Raw genomic sequence first — 25916 nt, forward strand, 5'->3', positions numbered from 1 at the left:
TACAGAACATCAAATTATCGCGGCCAATCGTTCTGCTAGCTAGCGATCGGTGACAGCAAAGCGTCTATTGGTTGCCTCAGTGAGCGATTCTGTTCCGACGCTGGGAGCTAACACCTTACAATCTTTAGGCTACCCCGCTGCTAGGAACCTGCTGTGACGGCTGACCCTCGCCTCGACGCGATCGCACAATACTTCGCCACCCGTGGCTGGCAGCCGCTCGCGTTTCAGGCCGAAACCTGGGCCGCCTACCTGGCCGAACGCAGTGGGCTGGTGCAGGTGCCCACCGGGTCGGGCAAAACCTACGCGGCGGTGATGGGGCCGATCGCCGAGATGATCGCCCAACCCACCGAAGGCTTGCAGCTGCTCTACATCACCCCCCTGCGCGCCCTGTCGCGGGATATTGAACAGGCGATTAAGCTGCCGATTGAGGCGATGGGTTGGAAGATTACCGTCGAGTCGCGCACGGGAGACACTAGCTCGTCGCGCAAGACCAGGCAGCTCAAGCATATGCCCAACATTCTGATCACCACGCCCGAGTCGCTGGCGGTGATGCTGTCGTACAAAGACGGAGCCAAGCGGTTTGGCCACCTGCGGGCGGTGGTGCTGGACGAGTGGCACGAGCTGATGAGTTCGAAGCGGGGCACCCAGGCGGAGCTGTGCGTGGGGTATTTGCGATCGCTCCAGCCCCATCTCCGCACCTGGGCCATCTCCGCCACCCTGGGCAACCTGGAAGAAGCCGCCCAAACCGCCGTGGGATTGGGCACCGAGCCTGTGATTATTCGCTCCAACCTACAGCGCGACACGGTGATCACCAGCATTCGCCCCGACTCGGTCGATACCTTTCCCTGGGCTGGGCACCTGGGCCTGCGCATGTTTGAAACCCTGATCGAGGCGCTCGATATTGAGAAATCGACCCTGATCTTTACCAACACCCGCAACCAGGCCGAGCGGTGGTACCAGGCGCTCAATTTTGCCCTGCCAGAGGAGAGCGATCGCATTGCCCTCCACCACGGATCGATCGATGTTAAAGAGCGAGAGGCGATCGAGGCGGGGGTGAAGTCGGGCGACATCAAGTGGGTGGTCTGCACCTCCTCGCTGGATTTAGGCGTAGACTTTCAGCCGGTAGAGCGAGTGGTGCAGATTGGCAGCGCCAAGAACCTAGCCCGGCTGCTCCAGCGGGCCGGACGCAGCGCCCACGTCCCAGAGGGCACCTCGGAGGTGTTCTTTTTACCCACCAATGCCCTGGAACTGCTGGAGATCTCGGCCTTCCGTCGGGGGCTAGAGCTGGGCGATATGGAAACCCGCCGCCCGCAGCACAAGCCCTACGACGTGCTGGTGCAGCACCTGGTCACCCTGGCCTGCGGCGATGGGTTTGAGCCGCAAAAGACTCTGGAAAACCTGCGCCAGACCGTCGCCTACGCCGACCTCACCGACGCAGAGTACCAGTGGATTTTAGACTTTATCGAAAATGGTGGACAGTGTTTGGGGGCCTATCCTCGCTATAAAAAAGTGGTGCGAGAAGACGGGCTTTTCAAAGTTAGCGATGCGAAACTGGCCCGCATTCACCGCATGGGCATTGGCACTATCACCTCCAACACGCCAGTCAAAATCGTTTACACCAACCGCAAAGAGATTGGCACCGTCGAAGAAGCCTTTGTGTCGCGGCTGAAGCAGGGGGATGTGTTCTTTTTTGCCGGGCGACAGCTGGAATATTTTCAGATGAAGGACATGGTGCTCTACGTGAAGGGCACCCGCAAAAAATCGACGGTGACGCCCAGCTGGGGCGGCGGGCAGCTGGCCATTTCTGACACCCTCAGCCATCACCTGCGCCGCGAGGTGGAGCGGGTGCGCTGCCTTCTCACCGCCGCCGATGATCACCGTAGGGTGCATCCGCGCAGCGATGCACCACCCCTAACCGTCAACCACGACATTGCCCTCGCCAACGCCGAAATTCTCACCATTGCGCCCATTCTCGAAGCCCAGCAGCGGCTCTCAACTCTGCCCAGTGCAGATGAGCTATTAGTCGAAAGCTGCAAGACCCGCGAGGGCCAGCACCTCTACGTATTCCCCTTTGAGGGCCGCTTTGTTCACGAGGGGCTGGGCTTTCTCTGGGGCTACCGCTTCGCTAAGCAAAAGACGGCAACCTTCACCATTTCAGTCAACGACTACGGCTTTGAAATTCTTGGCCCCAAGGGGTACCCCTACCAGGATCTTTTCTCCAGCGACTTTTTTAGTTTAGAAAATTTGGAAGATGACATTCGCGCCAGCCTCAATATTTCAGAGCTGACCCAGCGCAAGTTTCGCGGCGTTGCCCAGGTAGCAGGGCTGGTGTTTAAGGGCTATCCAGGGTCGCGTAAAACGTCGAGCCAGCTTCAGGTCAGCACGTCACTACTCTACGAGGTCTTCACCAAATACGAGCCCGATAACCTGCTGCTGAAGCAGGCCGAACGGGAGGTACTGCAAGACCAGCTAGAGACGCACCGATTGGCAAAAACCCTCAGTCGGCTCGATCAGCGATCGGTGGTGTGGAAAGAGACCAAGCGCCCCTCCCCCCTAGCATTCCCACTACTGGTAGAACGGTTGAATTCTCGCATGTCGAACGAGACCCTGCTGGAACGCATTCAGCGCATGAAAGAGCAGTGGGAGAAGCGATAGCTGGCTCTGATACCAAAGCCTGAATGAACACCACCGACTTGTGGGGCGTAGCATGCTACGCCCCTTCGGGGTTCCTGATTATGAATCGGGGTTTATCGAAACTGAACTGGCGTTCTAGCCTCCGTGGAAGTCAGGCGTAACGCTGATTTGTTATTTGGTTGGCTTGACATTAATGACCTGACTTATACTCTGGCGGGCACTCCTGCGTAGGAGGGTTCGAGGGTAGCAAGCTGGCTAACGAGGGCCGTGATCGTCTCGGGGTTGGCGGCTTTTTGAGACGTAGACAGCAGTTCTCGCCCCAGTACGGTACAGCCCAGGTGGGAGAGCTGCAAGCGCATGGCCACCAGCACCTTTTGGCCGCCGCCGCCGCTGTGGGTCGCCAGAGCCACGGGCCGACTGTTGAACAGGGCGCGAAAGTCGTCGGTGCTGACCGACAGCCAGGCGATCGCATTGCTCACTACCGGCGGAATCGAACCGTTGTACTCCGGCGCACAGATGACTAAGCCCTTGTGTTGCCTCAGTGCTTCTGCCAGCTTGGTTAGACCATCGCCTGCACCACGCTCTTTGGTGAGCGAATCGTACAGCGGTATTTGCAGTTCGGGCAGGCTCATAACCTCTGCCGCTAAACCCTGAGCAGTGGCTTCGGCTGCAAAAGCGTGGGCCAGGTTGAGGTTGTTGCCGCTAGTGGCAGATAAAATCAGCATTGTTTTCAAGAGGTGAATGGCGGGTCGCGCTTTTAATCTACCACCGCCGTTAGGACTCTTCATCGGCTCAGAGGTGGGTTGGTGGTTCTAGCGGGCGTCGTACTGCCCCAGGTAGTGCTCCACTCGCTGGCGGGTGGCGTCCACCGTCAGCTCCTGGCTCCAGTATTCGACCATGGCGTGACCAAAGGCCCAGGCGGCGCGATCGGGCTGGTCGTTATGGTCGAGCAGCAGGGGCCAGAGGGCGAGCAAATCGAGCTGGGCTTTGTCGGGGCCGATGACCTTAAACAAGTCGTAGGCGAGCTGGAGCTTACCCAGCACCACGGGCAGCTGCTCGACCGGAATTTGCTCGGCCAGCAGGTAGGCCAGGGTCGGAGATCCGGTGGTGAGGGTGGCGAGAAACTTGAGCACCGGGCTCTTGAGAAAGGCGGTCACCCCCTGGGTGGTGCTCATCTGCAGGCGGTAGCGATCGATCAGGCGGGCCGCAGCCGTAATCTTGGTTTCGCGATCGCGCAAAAACCGGGCCAGCCGCAGCTCTTTCACCGGGTCGATTAGCTCGATCAGGGCATTGGCGATGGCATCGGCATTCCAGGCGGAACGCTCGCCGTCGCGGGTAACCAGGGGCAGAATGCGATCGCACAGTTCCCCCAGCTGCTCCTGCCGATAGCGGGTGGCCTCGCGGATGGAAACTTCCTTAGGGCGATCGCCCCACTGCCAGTCGTAGGGGGGCTGCCACTCCCGCAGCGGTCGCAGCCGATCCACTTGCGTCAGGGCCGTAATGGCGGGCAATTCGGGCACTTCTTGACGCATATCGCGCAGCAGATCGGCATCCATTTGCAGGGCCGGGTCGAGGGCGGGGGTGACCAACAGCAGCAGGTCGGCCTCGTGGGCGCAGTCGAGCAGCTGATCGCGATAGTCGGCGCGGTTCACCTGCTCGTAACCAGGCGAATCCCATAGGGTGAGGGTTTCGCCGCCATCGCCCTGCCAGCGGTAGGTGCTAATTTCGTCGGTGCTGGGCAGCACGTCGACCTCGGCCAGGTCAGCGTCAAACAGCGTGTTGATCACGCTGCTCTTGCCCGCCCCAGTGCGCCCCACCAGCAGAATGTTGACGGGCTTTATAGCCACGGCCTCCACAGGCTCAGCCTGGTCGAGAATCTCCCGCAGGGTTTGGGTCTGGGCCGTCGGCAGGGGTTTGGCTGGGCCTGGCATTGTAGGCAGTTCGCCGCCGTAGAGGGCCACCGACTGGCGGTACAGGTTCCGCAGGGTGGCCTCTCGCAGCAGGGCGTTCAGGTTCCCCAACAGCTGCTGGTTGGCCAGGTTATTGGTCGGCTCGCTCAGGGTGCGGGCGGCGGCGGCGGCGGGGTTGATCAACCACTGAGCCCAGTTCCACGCCTGCCAGAGCTTGCGAGCCGAGGGCTCGACCTGGCGGTAAACTTCGTAGCCCTGCACCGCCTGGCCCACGGTCACCTGGCCCAGCACCGGGGTCAAGGTCTCAATCCAGCGATCGACATCGTCCACGGTGCCGCGCAGCAGGCCGTAGGCATCGGGCAGGTAAATGTTGAGCAGCGGGTACTTCACACCGGGATGGTAGGCCTGGGCCACCGCCGTCACCACCTCACGGCAGCGCTCCCAAAAGGGGTTCCAGTCTTCCCACAGCGGGGGGTCTTGCTGGGCGGCGGCAAGAATATCTTCCAGAGCGGCAGCGGCGGATTTGGCATTGGGGATACCGATCGCAGCTTCTGCCTCGGTCACCTCATCCAGTTCATGCTGAGCCTGCTCCAGGGCCTCTTCCACCTGCTTAAATACAGGCTTGGTCCAGCGGGCCAGCAGCCCCCGCCACAGCACCAGCATGAGAATGATGACGCCCCAGATCCAGTTCAGACCCCAGACGTGAATTTGCACCCCTGCCGCCGTTAAGATAAATCCGGCGATCGCTACCACAGGCAGCGCCAGCACCGCCCACTGCCAGGGTTGAAGCCGCACCATACCCCATTCCTCTATGCCAACGCCTTTAGTGTAAGCAGGGTTGACTAGAACCTAGGGCACAGATAACCGAATATAAGGCGGGAAATTTTGGATGTTAGATTTTGGATTTTAGATTTTGGCCAGACTGCCTCCAGTCTGCACCCGAACCATCCACCCATCCACCCATCTACCCATCCACCCTTCATGCAGGCTGCCCCAGCGGCACAGTCTCAGCGCTGCGATCGCCCTCTGGCTGCTCAATGCGCTCCACCACCGGCAGCGGCTTGCGGCCATAGCTCAACTGGTTGAGCCAAAACACATCCTCAGTGCGCACCCGCTCAAACCCGGCGTAGCCCAGCCAGGCATCCACATTGCCCTGGCCGTAGTCGCGAATGAAGGGTTCCTCAAAAATGGTGCTGAGCCAGTCGGCAGCCCGCAGGGTGCGCTGGTTGCCGTCGAGCACCAGCATTTGCCCACCCGGTGTCAGCAGCCGAAACGCCTCTGAAAGAATGGTTTTAGCTACCGCCGGAGGTGTTTCGTGGAACAGCAGCGTGGCGCACACCACATCAAATGATGCGGCGGGTAGCCCCGTAGCCATCGCGTTGCCGTGGCGAAAAGTCACGGCTAGGTTAGCGGCTTGGGCCTTGTAGTCGGCCATCACCAGCATTTGGGGCGACAGGTCGAGGCCAACCACCTCCGATTGGGGAAAGCGCCGCTTCAGCATTAGCGTGGTGGTGCCCGTGCCGCAGCCCAGGTCTAAAATTCGCCGAGGCTCGCCCTTGATCGCTTTGACCAGGCTCTCTCGCACCCAGGTTTCACCGGGGGGCAGCACGTAATGGGTAATGGGGTCATAGGTAATGGCAGCGTCGATATTTAAATAGCCGTTTTTAATGCCGTGAAAGTTGCTGTCTTTGTAATAGTTGGGGTACACCACCTGGGGGTTGGTGAACTGGGCCACCCCAGCCTCCCAATCAATGCTGTCGCGCAGCCGCAGCAGGGCGTCGCGATCGACCAGGTGAGAAAAGATCGGCGCTAAGAACTGCTCAAACAGGGTTTTAGACTGGGTTGCCATGGGGTAAATACCAACGCCGCGCAAACTTCCCCTCAGCCTAGCAAGTTCATTTCTCTCTGGCTAGAAAAAAGTAGGATGAGTCAGGTGCACTCGCATCGCACCATTCACATTGCACTAATCGCATCTACCAATCGCACCGACGGAGGGGCATGGCATCTGAGCAATCCTTCGCGCTACCGGGTTACAGCCTGCGGATAGGGTCCACCCTCGATCGCACCACCGTGGTCAAATTCATGGAGCGCACCTACCGCGAGCTTGACCCTCAGCAGCCCACAGACCACATTGCCGCCACGGTTGATCGCTTCCTCGGTCGAGACACGCCTCTCTGGTGGGTAGATGCGGATTCAGCCGCCTCCCCTGTAGGAGCACTCTGGCTCGGGCAAGCGACCGATCAGCGCAGCGGCATTCTGCATCCCTACGTGCTGATGCTCTACGTTGCCCCTGCGCATCGGCGGTGCGGCATCGCCACGGCCCTGCTCGCGGTGGCCGAAACCTGGGCGCAGCAGCAAGGGCACAGGCAGATTAGCTTGCAAGTGTTTAGCGACAACCAGGCGGCCCAGGCGCTCTACAACCGCTTGGGCTACCAAAGCGAAGCGGTATTGATGAAGAAAAAGTTGTCTGAGGAGACGGTCGAGGAAATTTGAATTTGCTGTTTTAGAAACACCATAAACCTTTGTCAAAAAGCCACTGAACCAATTGAGGAGTCGTAGCGTGTAAACCGTCGGGCGATCGTGCCCTCACATGGGTAGAGATGTTCGGGCAAGTTTTTATATCCTTGTTCCCCTATGCAGAAGTCTTCAAGGAATTTCAAAAAGCTTCTCCCTAAAAAATAAAACTCATCCAGTGGATCCAAGGGAATCAAATAAATATCATAGCTGTCATCCGATTCTTGGTAGGTTCTCAAATCCCACACAACGTCTTGGCAATTTGGATTTGTGCCAAAAACAAAACATGCGTTGAGTAAATCTTTAATTTCTTGGGCCAAGTCAAAGTTTCCAAATTCTTCCTTAGCTAGCCAAAGAGCAATTTTCATAAAGCTTATTGACTTCCGAGAATATTCGATTCTCGGACAGCAAATCTTCATGTGCCCCCCGAATTGGCCAGAGCCAAGGGTACGACAAAATTGTTTATAGTCATCAGGGAGCCGAAAACCTGCTTCCATCTCAAATTGAGCTAGATCTTCTAGCGTGAAGATATCAGGGTTGGGGCTGCCAACAATTTCTAAGGATGACACTAAGTCTTCTATAGTCATACCTAAAACATTAGACTATGCTTTTTCTACTCTAAACTAGAGGTTAAAAGTGGCTTAGTTAAGGCAAAGTGTACTCCAGGATTAGAATGGATGGCATTAGCCCTTTGAAAGGGCTAATTTCTATTTGATTTTACTCATATATAAAGGCAAGGAAGAGCACAATGAGCGATCGCTTTCTAGTTGCTCAAGTTTTCCTTCTCTCCGCAACATCGATTCATAATACGCCGCCTCTGAATCACTGAACGTTAGCGTATTAATGTTTGCGCATTTCGACAAATGAACTATCGTAACGCCCAGAAAAAAAGTAAAAACGCTCAGGAAAGCCAAAAGCACATAAAGCTTAAATTTAGTCCTTTCAAAAGACATGTTGTCGTTTTCTAGACAATCTTTGTTCGCACGTATACGGATAGGTCTATCAGGTGGACTGAATGAATAATATCTAGCTCTATTTGATAAAGGCACAAGCTTTATTACCGCTGATACCAGGCCGTCAGCGCCAGCGCTAGCCCATCCGCCGCATCGTCAGGACGAGGGATGCGCTCTAGGCCCAGCTCTCGGGCCACTGCCTGCTGCACCTCGGCCTTGTCGGCATTGCCGTAGCCCGTCAGCGCCTGCTTCACCTGGGCCGGGGTGAATTCCACAAAGGGCAGGCTGTGCTGGGCCAGTACCAGCATCACCACCCCCCGCGCCTGGGCCACCAAAATCGTGTTGCCCATACGGTAGAAGAAAAACTTTTCGATCGCCACTAAATCCGGCTTGTACAGCTCTAGCAGGCTGTGTAGATCGGTGTAGATGGTACAGAGGCGATCGCCCACCGGAGTCTTGGCAGGCGTTTCAATCACGCCAAAATCAACCACTGCGGCCTCGGCGTGGGTGCCAGCGGCTTGGGGAGCCGAGAGATCGGCCCCGTCAATTACCCCAAACCCTAAAATGGCTAACCCTGGGTCAAGCCCGAGAATGCGCTGACCCACGGCGATACTTACCGAGCCCCCACGGGTTGGCGACCATTGACCGCCGCTTCATCGGGGTCGGCCAGGCCAAACACTTTGCAGAATACTTTCTCGACTTTGTAACCCGAGTCGATGCTCTCCAGGGGGTCTTTGCGCAGGCGGTGGCGCAGGCAGAGCACAATCACCCGCTTGATGTCGTCGAGGGTGACTTCGGTGCGGCCCTCGTAGGCGGCGATCGCCTTAGCAGCCCGGTTGGTAACGATATCGCCCCGCAGCCCGTCCACATCCAGCTCGGCGCAGACTTCAGAAATGCGAACGCGATCGTCGTAGTCGAGGGTGACTGAGGGCAGGCGCTTTTGGGCCTCGACTAGCTTGGCCTGGAGGGCTTCCTGCTCGGCCTGGTGCTGGGCCAGGTAGGCGGCGGGGTCGGCGTCAAACTCCGATCGCTGCTCCACAATCTGCACCCGCAGCTCGGGGTCACGCACGGTGCGAATTTCGGCGTGCATGCCAAAGCGATCGAGCAGTTGGGGCCGCAGCTCGCCCTCCTCAGGGTTGCCCGAGCCCACCAGCACAAACTGGGCCGGGTGGCGAATGGAGATGCCCTCGCGCTCCACCGTGTTCCAGCCCGAGGCGGCGGAGTCGAGCAGCACATCCACGAGGTGGTCGTCGAGCAGGTTGACCTCATCGACATAGAGAATGCCGCGATTGGCCTTGGCCAGCAGACCCGGTTCAAAGGCTTTGACGCCCTCAGAGAGGGCTTTTTCAATATCAATGGTGCCGCAGACCCGGTCTTCGGTGGCCCCCAGGGGCAGATCGACCATGGGCACTTTTTTGAGCGCCACGGGCAGGTCGTCAGTACCGCGCTCGGCCCATACGTCACGATCTTGAGGTGAGCGGCTAAAGGGGTCGTCGGCCACGACCTCGATCTCCGGCAGCAGGTCGGCCAGGGCGCGAATGGTGGTGGATTTGCCGGTGCCGCGATCGCCCATGATCATCACCCCGCCAATTTTGGGGTCGATGACGTTCAGCAGCAGGGCCAGCTTCATGTCGTCTTGGCCAATCACGGCGGTGAAGGGAAATACCGCGCGGCGGGCGGGGGCAAAGGTGGCCGAAGGGGTCGCAACAGTAGAATTCACAGGCGTTTCAAAAGGTGACGGCAAAATTTAAGACTGTCTTTCATTGTGCCATAGTACCTGCGCTCCTTCGGCTGAGCACTGGGTAAATACAGAGTGATTCTGACAGCCACACCCTGGCGCGGCACAGAGTAGGTATCTTCAGGGGCAATTAAACGGCAAGACTGGGAGGCCCGGTGCAAGTGCTCCCCCCCAGCTCTGCTGAGAGGGGCTGAAGCCAAGGGAGCTTGAATACACAAAGTTTCTCTCTCTGGATGACTCGTCGTCTACCCGATAATTGATCACAATACGGCCTGTAGATAAGCGGTAAAACTCAGCCTTAGAAACTAGTTTTTGAGTCTTAATTGGGCCGCTGTCTCTTTTGTTTGGATGAGAAATGTGTCGAGAAGAGGTTTGCCAAGCTGGGTTAGCGATCGCACTATTTCTGGAGCGGCTGTTTCTGGTGTACCGGCATTGAACGGGGGGGCAGGACTGTATTCCATCATCAATTGGGTCATCTTCGCGACCGCTTCACCACACAGCAAACCCAACAGCGTTAGGCCAAAATCAATTCCCGATGTGACACCAGCCCCCGTGACTCGATTGCGATCGATCACGACTCGCTGGGGGATGACTTCGACCCCCAGCATGGCCAGTTGCTCTCGAAAGGCCCAATGGCAGGTTGCTCTGTAGCCTTGCAGTAAACCAGCTGCCGCCAAGATCATCGAGCCTGTACATACGCTAGTTATGTATTGAGCCGATACAGACTGCCGTTGCAGAAAGTGCAAAACCTCCCTATCGCCCATGATTTTGGCTTGCCCAACACCGCCCCCCGGAACACAAATCACGTCCAGAGGCGGGCAATTGGTAAGGGTTACGGTCGGCATTAGGCTCAGGCCTTCATTACTGACAATTGGGCTCAGGTGCTTCCAAATCAAATGCACCCTAGTATTAGGTGGAAAGGCTAGCACCTGGTAAGCTGCCGTCACGTCAAGCTGAATTACATCGGGGTAAATGAGAAAGCCAATTTGCAGTTGATCCATATGCCTTCAGTGGTTAGAGCTGTCTAATTGTGGAACGATTGTAAGAACAGTCAGCCAGCGCCGATAGTCCTCAAGTGGGTACACTTTTGACCTATGACTCGCTCTCTTCACCCTTTATTTGAAGCGATCGCCGCCGCAACCACAGAGCAATCACTGCGGTTCAGAGTGATGGACGGTGTTAGTGAATATTTTGGCGTACAGCGCTGGGGAATTTACCTTCTCGATGCAGATAACGGCTTGGCCAGCGTCGATACAAAAGGGGTGTCAGCTACGTTTATTGAACAATATCAAAAGGTGGGCAAAGCGGTTGATCCAGTTTTGGCCTATGTTCTGAAATACCATGCTCCAGCCCACGAAGCGTTGGTTTTGCCCCCAGGAGCCTGGAAACAGTGCGAGTTGTATAAACGATGCTGTTCTACCTATGACCACGAACATATCATGACGGGTCCGCTGGTTGGCCGGGGGCAATTAGTTGGCACCATCAATTTTGCTCGCATTGGCCATGTGCCTGCGTTTGATCAGCTTGATCTTGCTAGGTTAGGAGCGGTTTGCGCTCACGTTTCTGCGCGTCTTGCGGAGCTAAGCAAGCCTGCTTTGGTGCCCAATTCAGTTAAATGTCGGCTTACGCCAAGGGAGATTCAGATTGCTAACCTCGTGGCCAAGGGGCTGACCAATGCAGAAATTGGTGCAGAGCTATGGATTACGCAAAATTCTGTCAAACAGGCTTTAAAGCGCATGTTCCGAAAACTAGAGGTTTCGGCTCGCACGGAGATGGTGACAAAATTGAACGATATACCCTGGCAATAGATGAAGGAGCCGCTCAACCATCCGGCAGGGCTACGGCAACTGTCTCAACCTGAGTACTAAGAATGGCGTAGCGGCCAAGGCCGCGATCGCTATCAGCGACAAATCTTAGCACCTGCAACTAAATAGGGTGCGCAACCGTAGACCACTGGCGCACCCCATAAGGAAACTAAATTTTTGCTGGCGTTCTGAACGATCTCACAGCGCCAGCAGCTGATCTAAGGCGTCCAGCGCTTCGCACTTGGGCGAGGTGGGGGCCGATCGCTTATCTGGGGTAGGCATCGTCCCGCCGTAGCGCTGGGCATTGCTCTCCCGAACGGCGAAGGCATCCCCAGTCTCGGGCGGTCGACCGTACAGATAGTCGTCGCAGTAGCGGCGAAACACGGCCTCGACGGCGGCGCGGGCGTTTTTAAGACCCCACTCGGCAGCAATGCGATCGGCTTTTTCGAGCACATCCTGGCTGAGGCGCACCTTATTATCCTGCCGGGTCGTACCGGACTTTACTTGGTGGTCATGCATAGTTGGGTATCCCCAGTCATCAAAAACAGGCCGCGAACGTTGGCAAACTGTGGGTCGCCCATGACGGCGAACAGATCGTGCCCCTGGAGGCGATCGGCGATCAGGTGAGAGCCGCCGCCGGTTACCAAAAAGCGAGTCACCCTGGGCATGTAGGGGGTGTACTGGGCTTTTACGGTTTGAAAAATGCCCTTGAACCAGGGGTCGAGGTACTCATCGAGCCAGTCGGCCCAGGCCAGGCCGGTGTCGGCGTAGGCGTGGTCAAAGCGAAAGCCATCCATGACGATGCAGGGGTCGGCGCTGCTGCCCAGGTGGTCGGTGAGGCGGTGGTCGAAGCTGATGGCAGTGGCCAGCTCATAGGTGCCGCCGCGATCCATGATGTTTTCGTCGATTACTTCGCCATCGGCATCTACCAGGCGGGTGAGCCAGGTGCCGCCGCCGATATCGACCACAATGGTGTAGCCCTGGCCGGGGATAATGCCCTGGGCCTTGGCGTAGTGGTAAGCGCCCATGCCCTCGCGGCCCACCTCGACCGACTCGACATTGACGCGAAACTCAACGTCGTTGCGGACGAACTCGTGAACGCCGAGCAGCTGAGCCTGAATGTCTTCGCCGTTGCGGGCCGGGTCGGGGGTAGAAACATGGAGATTGAGGCTGTAGTCGGCTACGTCACCGGGCAGGGGCTCCAGGCAGGCGTAGAGGTGCAGCTTGGCCAGTTCTACTTTGTTCTCAATCACGGTTTGCTGCTGACGGCGGTACTTATAGGCCTGGGCACCAAAGTGGTAGCGACGGCCATCGGGCAGCTCAATCAGGGGCGAGGCTTCGGAGAAGCTGACGGCATCGCGCCCCTGGGGCAGCTGGTAGCGCACCGAGCGAATGGCTTTGGGATGACCGCTGCCGGTAAAGAATTTGAGGTCGTAATTGCCGGCATCGAGGGCGAGCACTACACCAGTGCCAGCCGTTTGAGTGCCGCGAGCCTTGGCCGAAGACCGGGTCGCACCAGCGGCGGAACGGCTGCGGGGGGCGGTAGTCGTGGTCATAGGAAACTCTCGTGGGGGTATCAGGACAGCGGGGTTTTGGGTTACCGTCTTAACCGTTGCCCGGTTGTCAAAACAGAGCGATCGGGAACGGTTGTACCCATAAGTACGCATGAACCAATACTAATGCACCTGTACTGTTCTGGCAAGGGGCTGTTGCTGCAGGTTCAGGAGCGCGATCGCAATGCTGATAGACCGAGCCATACAACCCTTACTACGGCTTGGTCCGAGCCCTCCCGCCCACCTTGCCAGTCACCGCTTAACGTTAAGCTCAGCCTATAGGGATCATCAAAAACCGCTATCGTATTACAGGTCACATTCCGCCACAATCTTTCCTGATCCCCCTTGTCAAGCGGTACCCTCAGGCTCACACTGTAAATGTGCAACAGAGTGGTGTAAAACAGGCCAGTTTGTGGGGCTTATCGAGGAAAACTTGTGAAATCAGTTCTGGCTATCATTCTCGGTGGCGGTGCCGGTACCCGCCTCTATCCATTAACTAAATTTCGGGCTAAGCCAGCGGTTTCTCTGGCAGGTAAATATCGTTTAATTGATATTCCCGTTAGCAATTGCATCAATTCAGACATTAACAAAATTTACGTGCTAACCCAGTTCAACTCCGCCTCGTTGAACCGGCATATTAGCCGTGCTTATCAATTCTCGCAGTTTACCGAAGGCTTTGTCGAGGTCCTGGCTGCTCAGCAAACCCCCGATAGCCCCAGCTGGTTTCAGGGCACCGCCGATGCTGTGCGCAAATACCTCTGGATATTTGACTCGTGGAATGTAGAGGACTTTATTATTCTCTCCGGCGATCACCTCTACCGGATGGACTATAGCCTCTTTGTAGAGCGCCACCGGGCCACTAACGCCGACATCACTCTGTCGGTGGTGCCCATTGGCTACAAGCAAGCCTCTGACTTTGGCCTGATGAAGGTCGACGGCACCGGACGCGTGATCGACTTTAGCGAAAAGCCCAAGGGCGCAGCCCTAGAGCAAATGAAGGTCGACACCACCTCCCTGGGCCTCAGCCCCGAGCAGGCGGCGGAGAAGCCCTTTATTGCGTCGATGGGTATCTACGTGTTCAAAAAGCAGGTCTTGATCGATCTGCTGCGCAAGAACCTCGACCAAACCGACTTCGGCAAAGAAATTATTCCGGCCTCGTCGAAAGACTACAACGTGCAGGCCTACCTCTTTGATGGCTATTGGGAAGACATCGGTACCATCGAAGCCTTTTATGAGGCCAACCTGGCGCTGACCCAGCAGCCCCACCCTGACTTCAGTTTCTACCACGAAGACGCGCCCATCTACACCCGCGCCCGCTACCTGCCGCCCAATAAACTGCAAGACTGCCACATTACCCAGTCGAGCATTACCGAGGGCTGCATTCTTAAAAACTGCCGCGTGCACCATTCGGTGGTTGGCCTGCGCCAGCGCATCAACGCCGACTGCGTGATCGAAGACTCGCTGCTGATGGGGGCCGACTACTACGAGCCGCTGTCCGAGAGCAGTCAGCACCTGACCCGAGGCAAAATTCCGATGGGGATTGGCGAAGGTTCAGTCATTCGCCGCGCCATCATCGACAAAAATGCCCGCGTTGGCCGCAACGTGCAGATCGTCAACAAAGAAAATGTGCAGGAAGCCGAGCGCGAAGACCTGGGCTTCTACATCCGCAGCGGCATTGTTGTCGTGCTGAAAAATGCGGTGATTCCCGACGGCATGATTATCTAGCACCAGGTATGCGGTGACGCACGCTCAAATCCCTGTGCCTCTGTTGATGCTGGTGGGTGTTCCCGGCAGCGGTAAATCAACCTGGGCCAGGGATTTTGTTTTGGCCCATCCCCGCTACCGTATCGTCTCTACCGACACCATCAGGGCAACGCTCTATGGCAATGAGACTATCCAGGGCGACTGGCGGCAGATTTGGCACCAGGTCGTTGTTCAGTGGCAGCAGAGTATTGCGGCTATCCAGCGGGGAGAGCTAGAGGGGGTCATTTACGACGCCACCAACGCGCGGCGGCGAAACCGGCGTGAGGCGATCGCCGCCGCGCGCCACCTGGGCTTTGCCCCCATCGCCCTGGGCTGGTTTGACGTGCCGCTGAGCCTGGCCCTGGAGCGCAACCGGGGGCGATCGCAACCGGTGCCCATCGACATTATTGCGACGATGCATCGCCAGCTTCAGGGCGCACCGCCGTCGGTAGCTGAGGGGGTCGATCAGGTTCTGCTTTTACCCTCAGCTTCGTATCCTAAATCACTCTTTTCATCCTCCGACCCGCTACGCTAATGCCTGGGGATCGCGGAATTGCCCAGGCCTTGTCGCTTTGGGGTTCGCATCACCTCAAAACGTTATTGGGTTTGCTATGAACGCTCGCGCCGTTGCCGCCGCTGGTCTATGTTTGCTGCTGTTTACCGGATGTCGATCGGCTCAAAGCCCGCCCCAAGCCGAGACCGGAGCCACCGCCGAGCCCGCCGCCAGCGACGACACGCTGCGCCTGCTCTACTGGCAGGCCCCCACCATTCTTAACCCCCACTTTTCGAGCGGCTTCAAAGACTCAGAAGCCAGCCGCATTACCCTGGAGCCCCTGGCCAGTTTTGATGCCGACGGCAACATGGTGCTGTTTTTAGCCGCCGAAGAGCCCACCCTCGACAACGGCGGCGTCGCCGCCGACGGCACCTCCGTCACCTGGAAGATCAAGGAAGGCATTACCTGGTCAGACGGTACCCCCTTCACCGCCGAGGATGTGGCCTTTACCTACGAGTTCATCGTCAACCCCGATGTAGCCACCGTCAACGCGGGCACCTACGAGCTAGTCGAGAGCGTAGAGGCTGTGGACGACACCACCGTCCGGATCACCTTCAAAGAGCCCAACCCGGCCTGGTATCTGGTCTTTACCGGCACTGAGGGTATGGTGCTGCCCAAGCACATGTTTGAGGCCTACAACGGCCCCAACGGCCGCGAGGCCCCCGCCAACCTCATGCCCGTCGGCACCGGCCCCTACCGGGTCACCAGCTTTACCCCTGGCGACGTGATTGTTTACGAGGCCAACCCCAACTACCGCGATGCCGACCAGCTGGCCTTTAGCCGGGTCGAACTCAAGGGCGGCGGCGATGCCACTTCGGCGGCGCGGGCGGTGCTGCAAACCGGCGATGTTGACTACGCCAACAACCTTCAGGTTGAGACGGCTATTTTAGAACAGCTAGAAGCGGCTGGGCAGGGGAAAATTGTCACCAACTTTGGCTCGCTGGTCGAACGAATTGTCTTTAACTTTACCGACCCCAATCAGGCCACTGCCGACGGCGAGACCTCCAGCGTCGAGTTTCCTCACCCGATGTTCAGCGATCGCCTGGTGCGCCAGGCCGTTAATTTAGCCATCGATCGCGACACCATCGCCGCCCAGCTCTACGGCCCCACCGGCCAGCCCACGACCAACTTTTTGGTCGCCCCTGGCCCCTTTGCCTCGGGCAACACCAGCTATGACTACGACCCCGAAGCCGCCGAAGCCCTGCTCGACGCTGCGGGCTGGATCGATAGCAACGACAACGGCACCCGCGACAAAGACGGCCAGGAAATGCAGGTGGTCTTTCAAAGCTCGGTGAACCCAGTACGCCAGAAAACCCAGGAAATTGTCAAACAAACCTTGGAACAAGTCGGTATTGGCGTAGAGCTGAAAAGCATTGATGCCAGCGTGTACTTTTCGGGCGACCCGGCCAGCCGCGAAACTCTAGAGCGCTTCTCAGCCGACCTGCAAATGTTCGCCACGGGCAACACCAACCCCGACCCCGGCAGCTACCTGCAAACCTACACCTGCGACGAAATTGCCCAAAAGGCCAACAACTGGTCTAAAAGCAACTATGCCCGCTACTGCAATCCCGAGTTTGACGCCCTCTGGCAGCAGGCGGCGGCTACCCTCGACCCCGAAGAGCGGCAAGGTCTCTTTATTCAAATGAACGATCTGCTGATCAGCGACGCAGCGGTGCTGCCCATCGTCCACCGTGCCGATGTCTCCGGCGTGAGCAATCGCCTCACCGGCATCAGCCTCACCCCCTGGGATCTCAGCACCTGGAACATTGCTGACTGGAGTCGTCCGTAACCCTTCCTCCCTTCGACTCTGCTCAGGGACCGGCCCCTTACCGATCCACTCATCTACCGATCCACCCATCCACCCTCCCAACCCATGCCCGAAATTCGCTTCCAAATCCAGTGGCCCGATGGCAGCCAAGACACCTGCTACTCCCCTTCGCTGGTGGTCAAGGACTACTTCGCCCCGGCTACGACCTATCCCCTAAATGACTTTGTGGCGCGATCGCGTACTGCCCTGACCATTGCCAGCGATCGCGTGCAGGCCAAGTACGGTATGCCCTGCGGCCTGGCCCTGGGGCAGCTCCGCCAGATTGAAGCCACCGCCAGTCGTTATGAGCAGCTGCCCACCCCCACGGTGACCGTGCTCCAGTTTTTGGAGTAGAAAAGACCTATCCAGTAGGGGTTTTGGCTGGGTCAAACGGTGAAATAACAGGTGCCCAAAAAAAAATTAGAAAATTCTGGCCAACTGTTTGACAAAAGCCCCCCCAGGGCGCAATATAGAGATCGCCCAGCGCAAGGGCCTGTAGTTCAATTGGTTAGAGCACCGCCCTGTCACGGCGGAAGTTGCGGGTTCGAATCCCGTCAGGCCCGTTATCAACTTGAAAAAACCATTAAGGCAAGGATAACTATCCTTGCCTTAATGGTTTAGTTTTTAGGCAGGGCGGTCATTTCAGAACCGGGGGGTTAGACTAATGAAAAGCCTATCCGGTATCTGAGGATACTAGCCCTGGGTATAGTCTCGCCGAGTTAAACCGTCTATGTCCCCACGTTTTTCTGGTCAGCAAAAGTCCCCTCGCGCTGGTGCTGCCGCCACTGGCCTGGTAACTATTGGCTGGGTCTTGCTGCAAAGCCTGATGCCGCTGCCCCCTGCCCTAGCCCAAACCCAACCCGAATCGGAGGGGCTGTCCTACGGACAGTTTCTAGAAAAAATTGAGCAGGGCGAGGTTGAACAAGTTGACCTAGACGAAACTCGGGGCATTGCCTACGTGCGCCTGGAGGGTGACGCCGAAGATGCCGACCCCCAGCAGGTGGCCCTTTTTGCCGGGGAACGCAATGCCGAGCTGATTCGCCGTCTGCGGGATAACGATGTCGATGTCGAAATTCGCGACTCGTCGGGCAGTGGGGCGCTGGCCTGGCTGGCGACCAACTCGCTGCTGGCCCTGATTTTGATCTTTGGTCTACTGATGCTGCTGCGGCGATCGGCGTCGGGGGCAGGCAACGCCATGAGCTTCGGCAAGTCAAAAGCGCGCTTTCAAATGGAAGCCAAGACTGGCGTTGTATTTGACGACGTAGCCGGCATCGAAGAGGCGAAGGAAGAGCTGCAAGAGGTGGTTTCCTTCCTAAAAAGCCCGGAGAAGTTTACCGCCATTGGCGCTCGCATTCCGAAGGGCGTGCTGCTGATTGGTCAGCCCGGTACCGGAAAAACCCTGCTGGCCAAAGCGATCGCGGGTGAGGCCAGCGTGCCCTTCTTCAGCATCTCGGGTTCTGAATTTGTTGAAATGTTTGTGGGGGTCGGTGCCTCGCGGGTGCGCGACCTGTTCCGCAAAGCCAAAGAAAACGCTCCCTGCATCGTCTTCATTGATGAAATTGATGCCGTCGGTCGCCAGCGGGGCGCAGGCATTGGCGGCGGCAACGACGAGCGTGAGCAAACCCTCAACCAGCTGCTCACCGAGATGGACGGCTTTGAGGGCAACAGCGGCATTATTGTGATTGCGGCCACCAACCGGGTCGATGTACTCGATGTGGCGCTGCTGCGTCCGGGCCGGTTTGACCGCCAGGTGGTGGTCGATTTGCCCACCTACAAGGGGCGGCTGTCGATTTTAGAAGTTCACGCCCGCAACAAAAAAATTGAGCCCGAGGTTTCGCTGGCAGCAGTAGCGCGCCGCACCCCTGGCTTTTCGGGGGCAGAGCTGGCCAACCTGCTGAATGAAGCCGCCATTCTCACCGCCCGCCGCCGCAAAGAAGCAATGGGCATGGTCGAAATTGAAGACGCGATCGATCGGATTACCATTGGCCTCAGCCTTACCCCCCTGCTCGACAGCAGCCGCAAGCGCATGACGGCTTACCACGAGGTGGGCCACGCCCTGCTCACCACCCTGCTCACCCACTCCGACGAGCTGAACAAGGTGACAATTATCCCGCGATCGGGAGGAGTCGAAGGCTTTACCCAGTCGCTGCCCAACGAAGACATCATCGACAGCGGTCTCTACACCCGCAACTGGCTGATTGATCGCATTACCGTAGCGCTAGGGGGCTTTGCTGCCGAGGCCGAAGTCTTTGGCGACGACGAAACCTCTACTGGAGCCAGCGGCGACATTCAGCAGGTCACCAACCTGGCCCGCCAAATGGTGACCCTCTACGGCATGTCTGAGCTTGGCCCTGTGGCCCTGGAGAGCATGGACAACCAGGTGTTTTTGGGTCGCAACCTGATGCCTCGCAACGAGGTATCAGAGGAGATGGCCAGCAAAATCGATGCCCAGGTGCGCAGCATTGCCCTATCTTGTCTCGATCGCGCTCGCACGCTGCTGCGCGAACACCGCGTTTTGATGGATCACCTGGTGGATGTGCTGCTGGAGCGCGAAACGGTAGATGGCGACGAGTTTCGCCAGATTGTCAGCCAGTACACTCAGATTCCCGAAAAATTCCTTGTTAAGGCTGGTTAGGTTGCCGTCTCGGCTGTAATTGAACGCTGTCGAACAGCACCGCTTACGACCCGATGTAGGCGGTGCTGCGGTGTTTAGATCCCCCCCTTATTTCATCGGCCTCTCTCCTCAGAAAGGCCCATCTCTTCAAAATCTATGCCCTGCTTCTACTTCTGAAGAACGATTCACAACCGGGGGCAAACCCGGTACAAAGGTGAAGCTCTGGCCCGCAGCCGTTGCTATACAACGCTTGCATCAGGGCCGACTTCTCTCTCTTCCGATTAGGAGACTAACGATGAAATCTTTTGCTTTGGCTTTGTCCTGGGTTCGTAAAGCTGCGATCGCCCTGGCCTGTGTGCTGGTGTTGTTAACCGCTACCCCCGCTGCTCTGGCTAACAGCAGCACCCCCAGCCGTCCTGACGAGGGCACCGCACCGCTCAACGGCATCTACAGCGAGGCCGAAAAGTCGGTACAGCCCGACAATGCCCTCAACGGCGATAAGATGATCGATCGCGCCAACCAGGGCCTGAATGAAGTACAGGGCAATGCCGACACTCACCAGATGAATCGGCCCGAAAACTCTAACCAGGCTACAAGCCCCATGGAGAACATCAAGGACGCCCTGAGCAACATCGTCAATTAAGGCAACACGTTTTAACAAACCTAACCGATGCCGTTGGCCAGGGGTAGCACGGTACACTGAGGGAGTTTGCTCTCAGCCTTAGCTACGCTGTCCAGCGGTATCTTCTTTTTTTATGGCCCTTGCGATCGCCGATCTGATTGCCAAACTCGAAGCCTGGGCCGACCCCGCCTGGCAGGAAAGCTGGGACAACTGCGGCTGGCAGGTGCAGCCCGGTATACTCGACCAGCCTGCCCAGGTGCTGGTCTGCCTCACCCCCACCCTGGCCGTGATGGCCGAAGCCCTCAAGCTGCGCGAGCAGGGCACGGGCGTCAACCTGATTTTGGCCCACCACCCGCTAATTTTTAGCCCACTCAAAGCCATTACCCAGGGTGACCCGGTGGGCGATATGGTGCAGCAGGCGATCGCCCACGGCATTGGCATTTACACCGCCCACACCAACTTTGACCAGGTGCAAGACGGCACCGCCGACCTGCTGGCCCAGGTGCTGCACCTGCAAAACTCAGAGCCCGTGGTGCCGACCCAGGCCGGGCTGGGCTACGGACGAGTGGGCGATCTGTCTCCGGCAGTGAGTTTGAAAGAGCTGCTGGATCTGATTCAGGCCAAGCTCTCGCCGCCCCGCCTGATCTACTCGCCTGCGGCTGACCTAAACCAAAAAATTGATCGACTGGCGGTTTTAGGGGGTTCTGGAGCCAGCTTTATGGCGGCGGTGGCCAAAACTGGAGCCCAGGCTTATCTGACCTCCGACTGCAAGTTTCACCAGTTTCAGGAGGGGCGCGATCGCAACCTGGTGCTGATCGATGCGGGCCACTACGCTACCGAACGCCCCGCCTGCGATCGCCTGGTCGAAATTGTGCAGCAGTGGGGTGCCCCCTGGGCGCAGCTCAGCGCCCAGGATGAAGACTTTCGTCAGTTTTGGGGCTAAGGATCACCTGCAATGCCTGGTTACGAAAAAGGGGATGCCCGGTGGACATCCCCTTTTCTTGCAAGTAAAGCAGGTTTAGCGTGAACTACACGATCGACGCCATGCTGACATCGTTGGTAGCTAGCAGATGTTGTAGCTCTTCCGAATCCACGGTTTCTTTATCAACCAGCATCGTCGCTAGCTGATCGAGCACGTGGCGGTTGTTGACGAGCACCTGCTTGGCGCGGGTGTAGGCCTGGTCAACCAGGCTCCGCACTTCAGAGTCGATGGTGGCAGCGGTTTCTTCAGAAAAGTCACGCTCGGCGGTGATGTCGCGCCCCAAGAACATGTTGCCCTGCTGACGACCGAGGGCAACCGGGCCGAGCCTATCGCTCATGCCAAAGCGGGTGACCATCTGGCGGGCAACGCGAGCCACCTGCTGCAAGTCGTTAGAAGCCCCGGTGGTAACTTCTTCTTCACCAAAGATAATCTCTTCAGCGATCCGGCCGCCGAGGGCGACAGCCATCTGATTTTGCAGGTAGGAGCGAGAGTACAGACCCGACTCTAGACGATCTTCGCTGGGAGTAAACCAGGTTAGACCACCAGCACGACCGCGGGGGATAATGCTGATTTTTTGGACGGGGTCGTAGTCGGGCATCAGCGCACCGACCAGGGCGTGACCCGCTTCGTGATAGGCGACTAGCTCCTTGCGCTTTTCGCTCATGACGCGGTCTTTCTTTTCGGGGCCAGCCAGAACGCGATCGATCGCATCGTTGACCTCATCCATCGAGATTTCGGTCAGGTTGCGGCGGGCGGCGAGAATGGCGGCCTCGTTCAGCAGGTTAGACAGGTCTGCCCCGGTAAAGCCAGGAGTACGGCGAGCAATCTTCTGCAGATCGACATCTTTAGAGAAGGTTTTGCCGCGGGAGTGAACGTTGAGAATTTCGAGGCGACCGGCGTAGTCGGGGCGATCGACTACCACCTGGCGGTCGAAACGACCGGGGCGCAGCAGGGCCGCATCCAGCACGTCGGGGCGGTTGGTGGCCGCAATAATGATGATGCCGGTATTGCCCTCAAAGCCGTCCATTTCAGTCAGCAGCTGGTTGAGGGTCTGCTCACGCTCATCGTTGCCGCCGCCGAGGCCTGCGCCCCGCTGACGACCCACGGCGTCAATCTCATCGATAAACACGATACAGGGAGCGTTGGCCTTGGCCTGCTCGAACAGGTCGCGCACGCGGGAGGCACCCACACCGACGAACATTTCAACGAACTCAGAGCCGGAGATGGAGAAGAAGGGCACGCCCGCTTCGCCCGCAACGGCCTTGGCTAGCAGGGTTTTACCGGTACCGGGAGGGCCGACTAGGAGCACGCCCTTGGGAATTTTGGCCCCGACGGCGGTAAAACGATCGGCATTCTTAAGGAAGTCAACCACCTCGGTCAACTCTAGCTTGGCCTGCTCAATACCGGCCACATCGCCAAAGGTGACCTGGGTCTGGGGCTCCATTTGGACGCGAGCCTTTGACTTACCAAAGTTCATGGCCTGGTTGCCGGGGCCGCTCTGAGCCCGGCGCAGCACGAAGAACAGCACCCCCAGCAGCAAAATCGGGATCAGCAGGGTGCTAAAAGCCCGCACCCAAACGCTGTCGTCGCTCTGGGGTGTGACGACGATATCGACATTGTTGGTTTCCAGGGTGCTGATTAGCTCCTGGTCGTTGGGCAGGTTGACGATCACCTGACCATTGCCTTCAGGATCGGTAAAGCGCGCGCGGGTGCGATCGGCGCTGATGCTGACGCGCTCGATCTGGTTGTTTTGTACCGCGTCTAAAAACTGGCTGTAACGCCAGGTCTGGGTTTCGGGGCCAGAACCATCAAAAATAGCGGTCGCCAGCGCAATCACTACTACGACCAGCAGGGCGTATAAACCTGCATTTCTCCACCGTTTGTTCACCGGGCTATTGCCTCCACTAACTTCTTGGAATGAACCGTTTCTAAGAAACGGCCCTTTAAGGCTGAATCTTAAACAAGCCGTATTAATTAGAAGGATATTAACTTATGTTAACGTCATCTGTCGGAATGAACCAACTAAACTCAGACCAAGTCCAGGCGGGAGGTTGGCCGGTAAGAGGTGGCGGCTCCCGAACTAGACGCTAATTTTCTCGGAATGCAGCCCGCAAAGCCTCTAGGGCCGGGTGCTGTGGGTTAATTTCCAGTCTACTGCGATCGCTCAAAACTGTGTGAATCGGCACCACCTGCACCCCTGAGTTGCTATAGGCCAGGGCCTCAAAGCGCTGAATAATGCCGGGCGGCCAGGGGGCTTGCTTCACCCGCTGTCCCTGCTGCTTGAGATGGCTGAGAATGTGCAGGCGAGTGATGCCCGGCAGTAGCCCTGCCCCCAGGCTGGGGGTATGCCACTGGCCGTTGGCCCAGCCCCAGAGGTTGCCGGTGCTGGTTTCAAGCCATCGACCCCGAGCATCGACCAGAATGGCTTCGCGGGCACCATGCCGCTGAGTCGCCTGTAAAGCCAGCCAGGCCCCCAGGTAGTTGCCGGTTTTATAGGCGGGCAGGGGGCGCTGGTACAGGTCTCCCTGAGCGACCCAGGCGGCGATGCCGTGAGTCTGCATCGGGTTTAAGTCGGCGGGTAGGTTGCGCCCAGTTACCAGCGCCCGACCGTCGGGAAAACAGGTGATGCGCAGGATAGGGTAGTCCTGTAGCATCAGCTCCGCGCCCTGGCGCACCTGATGCCAGTCGGGGGCAAGCCAGCTAAAGTTTTGTAGCGCCTGGGTTAAACGGTTTTGGTGAGCGGCCCAGAGGGTGAGGGGATGGTCTAGGCTGCTGCCGTAGACGCGCAGGGTGGTGAATACTGTAGCCCCATAGAGGAAGGCAGGATCGTCAACAGCCAGGGCAATTTCGCTGCCGTCGAAAAGCTGTCTGTCAAACCAGTAGGGCATATGCCCTTTACACTCCCCCCTGGATGTATTGCAAAATGCCGCGCGCAATCGCCTGAGCCATGGTTTCGCGCCAGGCGGGGTCGGCCAGGCGGGGGGCATCTTGAGCGCCGGTCACAAACCCCACCTCAACCAGGGCAGAGGGCATGTTGGTGGCCCGCAGCACGTAGAAGCGAGCCTGCTTGACGCCGCGATCGCGCATTCCCGTCGCTGCCAGCATGCTGGCCTGAAGGGCTGCCGCCAGCCGCCGCCCGCTCTCCGACGCGTGGTAGGTCTCAATGCCGTTAACATCGGGGCGGCTGAGGCTAATGGCGTTGGCGTGAATGCTGACGAACAGATTGGCCGAAGCGCGGTTGGCCGTATCAGCTCGGGCTTGCAGATCAACGGTGACATTGTCCTGCCGGGTCATGACCACTGTCACCCCCTGGGCTTCGAGCAGGTCTCTCACGCGCAGTGAGATGGGAAAAATCACCTGTATTTCTTGCAGGCCGTTAATCCCCACGGCACCTGGGTCCCGACCACCGTGACCCGGATCGATGGCCACGACTACTCGCCCGTTGGGTACCGCAGGCAGATCTGGGGGAGCCGTGGGAGCCTCTACCGACCGCGTGGGGGGCGGTGACGGCTGGGTCGGCTGGGCGGGCGGAGCCGGTTGAGGAGCCTGCGCTGTGGCAGCGGGTAGAGCAGCAGCGGTAGCCAACGGCGGCTCGTCAGACACGCTAGCAATCGGTACGCCGCTGGGGGGCAGCACAATCACCCCGCTGTTGTTGCGCAGGGCGCGCCAGTCGGGGCTGGTGGGGCCAAGTTTGAGGGTAATGCGCGTGGAGGGAGGGCTGCTGGGCTGCTGAGCGACATCCCAGGCGATGATGCTGTAGCGGTAGTTGGGCAGGTCGCCGGGCCGTAGAGTGCTGGCAACGGTGGTATTGGGCAGGTCGATGATGGCAAAGCGGTTGTCGGCGCTGTCGTTGGTGAACTGCACCGTGGGGGTTGGGGCGGTGCCGCTCATTCTCAATAAAAAGCCGTCGCCCGTTGTGACAACGCCCGTAAGGGTGGCCGCCGCTCCGGTGCCGGTATTGCCTGCCACCCGATTAGCCGTCGCCGACGGCGCTGGGATGGCCCCTGTGGGAGGAGCCGCGCTCTGACTGGGGGTAGGCAGCTGCACCGCCCACTGGTTGGGCCGAACGCCCTGCACCCGCACGTCTTGAGGGTTGAGGCTATAGCCGGGGGCGACTTCGATGACCAAGCGGGCCGTTTGGCGATCGAACTGACCCGCCCTCACTTCGCGAATGGCACCACCGACAGTTTGACTGGTGCTGGTGCTGCCCAGTCGGGTGTTGGGCAGGTCAATCACAATGCGGGTGGGGTTGACTAACAGCTGCGCCTGGGGCTGCACCTCGCCGTCGGTCGTAAACACCAGCTGATTGGTTTGGGCATCGAACCACCAGTACTGAAGGGTGGCGGCCCTAGCTGGGGCCGCCACAACTAGTGCCCCCAGGGTTGCCAAAACGCCTGAGGTAACTGCTGAGGTGAGCCATCTCGACTCCATAAGCACGACCAGAACACGATCAAGACATAAGCCACCCGACAGTATACCGATGAGGGA

Annotated in this window: 22 protein-coding genes and 1 tRNA gene; 11 read left to right on the top strand and 12 right to left on the bottom strand. The window is 58.2% G+C overall.

What is annotated here, in order from left to right:
* Positions 1–153: 153 nt before the first annotated feature.
* Positions 154–2655 (top strand): ligase-associated DNA damage response DEXH box helicase, encoded by a 2502-nt coding sequence (locus ACQ4N7_RS12565; RefSeq protein WP_430711846.1) that lies wholly within the window; start codon positions 154–156, stop codon positions 2653–2655.
* A gap of 182 nt (positions 2656–2837) precedes the next feature.
* Here the strand turns inward: ACQ4N7_RS12565 and ACQ4N7_RS12570 are convergent, their stop codons facing one another.
* From ACQ4N7_RS12570 to ACQ4N7_RS12580, 3 genes are all read right to left on the bottom strand, one after another.
* Positions 2838–3359 carry an NADPH-dependent FMN reductase gene (locus ACQ4N7_RS12570; RefSeq protein ID WP_430711847.1) on the bottom strand — a complete coding sequence of 174 codons (522 nt, stop codon included), beginning with the start codon at positions 3357–3359 and terminating at the stop codon, positions 2838–2840.
* A gap of 87 nt (positions 3360–3446) precedes the next feature.
* The gene (locus tag ACQ4N7_RS12575) at positions 3447–5342 is read right to left on the bottom strand and encodes a GTPase family protein (protein WP_430711849.1); all 1896 of its coding nucleotides are present in this window, start codon (positions 5340–5342) and stop codon (positions 3447–3449) included.
* Between the two features lie 181 nt (positions 5343–5523).
* Positions 5524–6393, bottom strand: a complete 870-nt coding sequence (locus tag ACQ4N7_RS12580; protein WP_430711850.1) for a class I SAM-dependent methyltransferase — start codon at positions 6391–6393, stop codon at positions 5524–5526.
* A gap of 149 nt (positions 6394–6542) precedes the next feature.
* Between ACQ4N7_RS12580 and ACQ4N7_RS12585 the strand changes: the two genes are divergently transcribed.
* Positions 6543–7037 (top strand): GNAT family N-acetyltransferase, encoded by a 495-nt coding sequence (locus ACQ4N7_RS12585; protein ID WP_430711851.1) that lies wholly within the window; start codon positions 6543–6545, stop codon positions 7035–7037.
* Between the two features lie 32 nt (positions 7038–7069).
* On the opposite strand, the gene ACQ4N7_RS12590 is transcribed toward ACQ4N7_RS12585, so the two are convergent.
* From ACQ4N7_RS12590 to ACQ4N7_RS12605, 4 genes are all read right to left on the bottom strand, one after another.
* Positions 7070–7645 (bottom strand): SMI1/KNR4 family protein, encoded by a 576-nt coding sequence (locus ACQ4N7_RS12590; protein ID WP_430711852.1) that lies wholly within the window; start codon positions 7643–7645, stop codon positions 7070–7072.
* A gap of 470 nt (positions 7646–8115) precedes the next feature.
* Entirely contained in the window at positions 8116–8616 is a 501-nt protein-coding gene (gene ruvC, locus ACQ4N7_RS12595; RefSeq protein WP_430711853.1) for a crossover junction endodeoxyribonuclease RuvC, read from the bottom strand.
* A gap of 8 nt (positions 8617–8624) precedes the next feature.
* Positions 8625–9731, bottom strand: coding sequence for a magnesium chelatase ATPase subunit I (gene bchI, locus ACQ4N7_RS12600; protein WP_430711854.1), 1107 nt, complete (start codon positions 9729–9731; stop codon positions 8625–8627).
* 323 nt (positions 9732–10054) lie between these two features.
* Positions 10055–10750, bottom strand: a complete 696-nt coding sequence (locus ACQ4N7_RS12605) for a DJ-1/PfpI family protein (protein ID WP_430711855.1) — start codon at positions 10748–10750, stop codon at positions 10055–10057.
* 93 nt (positions 10751–10843) lie between these two features.
* Here ACQ4N7_RS12605 and ACQ4N7_RS12610 point away from each other — a divergent pair, with 93 nt between their 5' ends.
* Positions 10844–11557, top strand: a complete 714-nt coding sequence (locus ACQ4N7_RS12610; RefSeq protein WP_430711857.1) for a LuxR C-terminal-related transcriptional regulator — start codon at positions 10844–10846, stop codon at positions 11555–11557.
* Positions 11558–11752: 195 nt separating this feature from the next.
* Here the strand turns inward: ACQ4N7_RS12610 and ACQ4N7_RS12615 are convergent, their stop codons facing one another.
* Both ACQ4N7_RS12615 and ACQ4N7_RS12620 read right to left on the bottom strand, forming a co-directional pair.
* Positions 11753–12073, bottom strand: coding sequence for a hypothetical protein (locus ACQ4N7_RS12615; protein ID WP_430711858.1), 321 nt, complete (start codon positions 12071–12073; stop codon positions 11753–11755).
* The gene (locus tag ACQ4N7_RS12620; RefSeq protein WP_194050975.1) at positions 12055–13110 is read right to left on the bottom strand and encodes a ParM/StbA family protein; all 1056 of its coding nucleotides are present in this window, start codon (positions 13108–13110) and stop codon (positions 12055–12057) included. Before ACQ4N7_RS12620 ends, ACQ4N7_RS12615 begins: the two co-directional genes overlap by 19 nt.
* 432 nt (positions 13111–13542) lie before the next feature.
* On the opposite strand from ACQ4N7_RS12620, the gene ACQ4N7_RS12625 reads away from it, so the two are divergent.
* From ACQ4N7_RS12625 to ACQ4N7_RS12660, 8 genes are all read left to right on the top strand, one after another.
* Positions 13543–14832, top strand: coding sequence for a glucose-1-phosphate adenylyltransferase (locus ACQ4N7_RS12625; RefSeq protein ID WP_430711859.1), 1290 nt, complete (start codon positions 13543–13545; stop codon positions 14830–14832).
* Between the two features lie 34 nt (positions 14833–14866).
* Complete coding sequence (locus tag ACQ4N7_RS12630; protein ID WP_430711860.1) at positions 14867–15385, top strand: AAA family ATPase; 519 nt, start codon at positions 14867–14869, stop codon at positions 15383–15385.
* Positions 15386–15461: 76 nt separating this feature from the next.
* On the top strand, positions 15462–17192 hold the full coding sequence (locus ACQ4N7_RS12635) for a peptide ABC transporter substrate-binding protein (RefSeq protein ID WP_430711861.1): 1731 nt from the start codon (positions 15462–15464) through the stop codon (positions 17190–17192).
* Between the two features lie 84 nt (positions 17193–17276).
* Positions 17277–17564, top strand: coding sequence for an MSMEG_0570 family nitrogen starvation response protein (locus ACQ4N7_RS12640; RefSeq protein WP_430711862.1), 288 nt, complete (start codon positions 17277–17279; stop codon positions 17562–17564).
* Between the two features lie 135 nt (positions 17565–17699).
* Positions 17700–17773: transfer RNA gene (locus ACQ4N7_RS12645), tRNA-Asp, on the top strand.
* 167 nt (positions 17774–17940) lie between these two features.
* Complete coding sequence (ftsH, locus tag ACQ4N7_RS12650; protein ID WP_430711863.1) at positions 17941–19845, top strand: ATP-dependent zinc metalloprotease FtsH; 1905 nt, start codon at positions 17941–17943, stop codon at positions 19843–19845.
* Positions 19846–20119: 274 nt separating this feature from the next.
* Positions 20120–20467 carry a hypothetical protein gene (locus ACQ4N7_RS12655; protein ID WP_430711864.1) on the top strand — a complete coding sequence of 116 codons (348 nt, stop codon included), beginning with the start codon at positions 20120–20122 and terminating at the stop codon, positions 20465–20467.
* Positions 20468–20579: 112 nt separating this feature from the next.
* Entirely contained in the window at positions 20580–21389 is an 810-nt protein-coding gene (locus ACQ4N7_RS12660) for a Nif3-like dinuclear metal center hexameric protein (RefSeq protein WP_430711865.1), read from the top strand.
* A gap of 85 nt (positions 21390–21474) precedes the next feature.
* Here the strand turns inward: ACQ4N7_RS12660 and ftsH3 are convergent, their stop codons facing one another.
* The 3 genes from ftsH3 to ACQ4N7_RS12675 all read right to left on the bottom strand — a co-directional run bounded on the left by ftsH3 (position 21475) and on the right by ACQ4N7_RS12675 (position 25859).
* Positions 21475–23316: an ATP-dependent zinc metalloprotease FtsH3 gene (gene ftsH3 / locus ACQ4N7_RS12665; protein WP_430711866.1), complete on the bottom strand. Its 1842-nt coding sequence runs from the start codon at positions 23314–23316 to the stop codon at positions 21475–21477.
* A gap of 199 nt (positions 23317–23515) precedes the next feature.
* Positions 23516–24316: an aminotransferase class IV gene (locus ACQ4N7_RS12670; RefSeq protein WP_430711867.1), complete on the bottom strand. Its 801-nt coding sequence runs from the start codon at positions 24314–24316 to the stop codon at positions 23516–23518.
* A 7-nt stretch (positions 24317–24323) separates the two neighbouring features.
* Positions 24324–25859 carry an N-acetylmuramoyl-L-alanine amidase gene (locus tag ACQ4N7_RS12675; protein WP_430711868.1) on the bottom strand — a complete coding sequence of 512 codons (1536 nt, stop codon included), beginning with the start codon at positions 25857–25859 and terminating at the stop codon, positions 24324–24326.
* Between the last annotated feature and the right edge of the window lie 57 nt (positions 25860–25916).

Origin of the sequence: Nodosilinea sp. AN01ver1 (assembly GCF_050565655.1) — a bacterium.
Taxonomy (GTDB): domain Bacteria; phylum Cyanobacteriota; class Cyanobacteriia; order Phormidesmidales; family Phormidesmidaceae; genus Nodosilinea.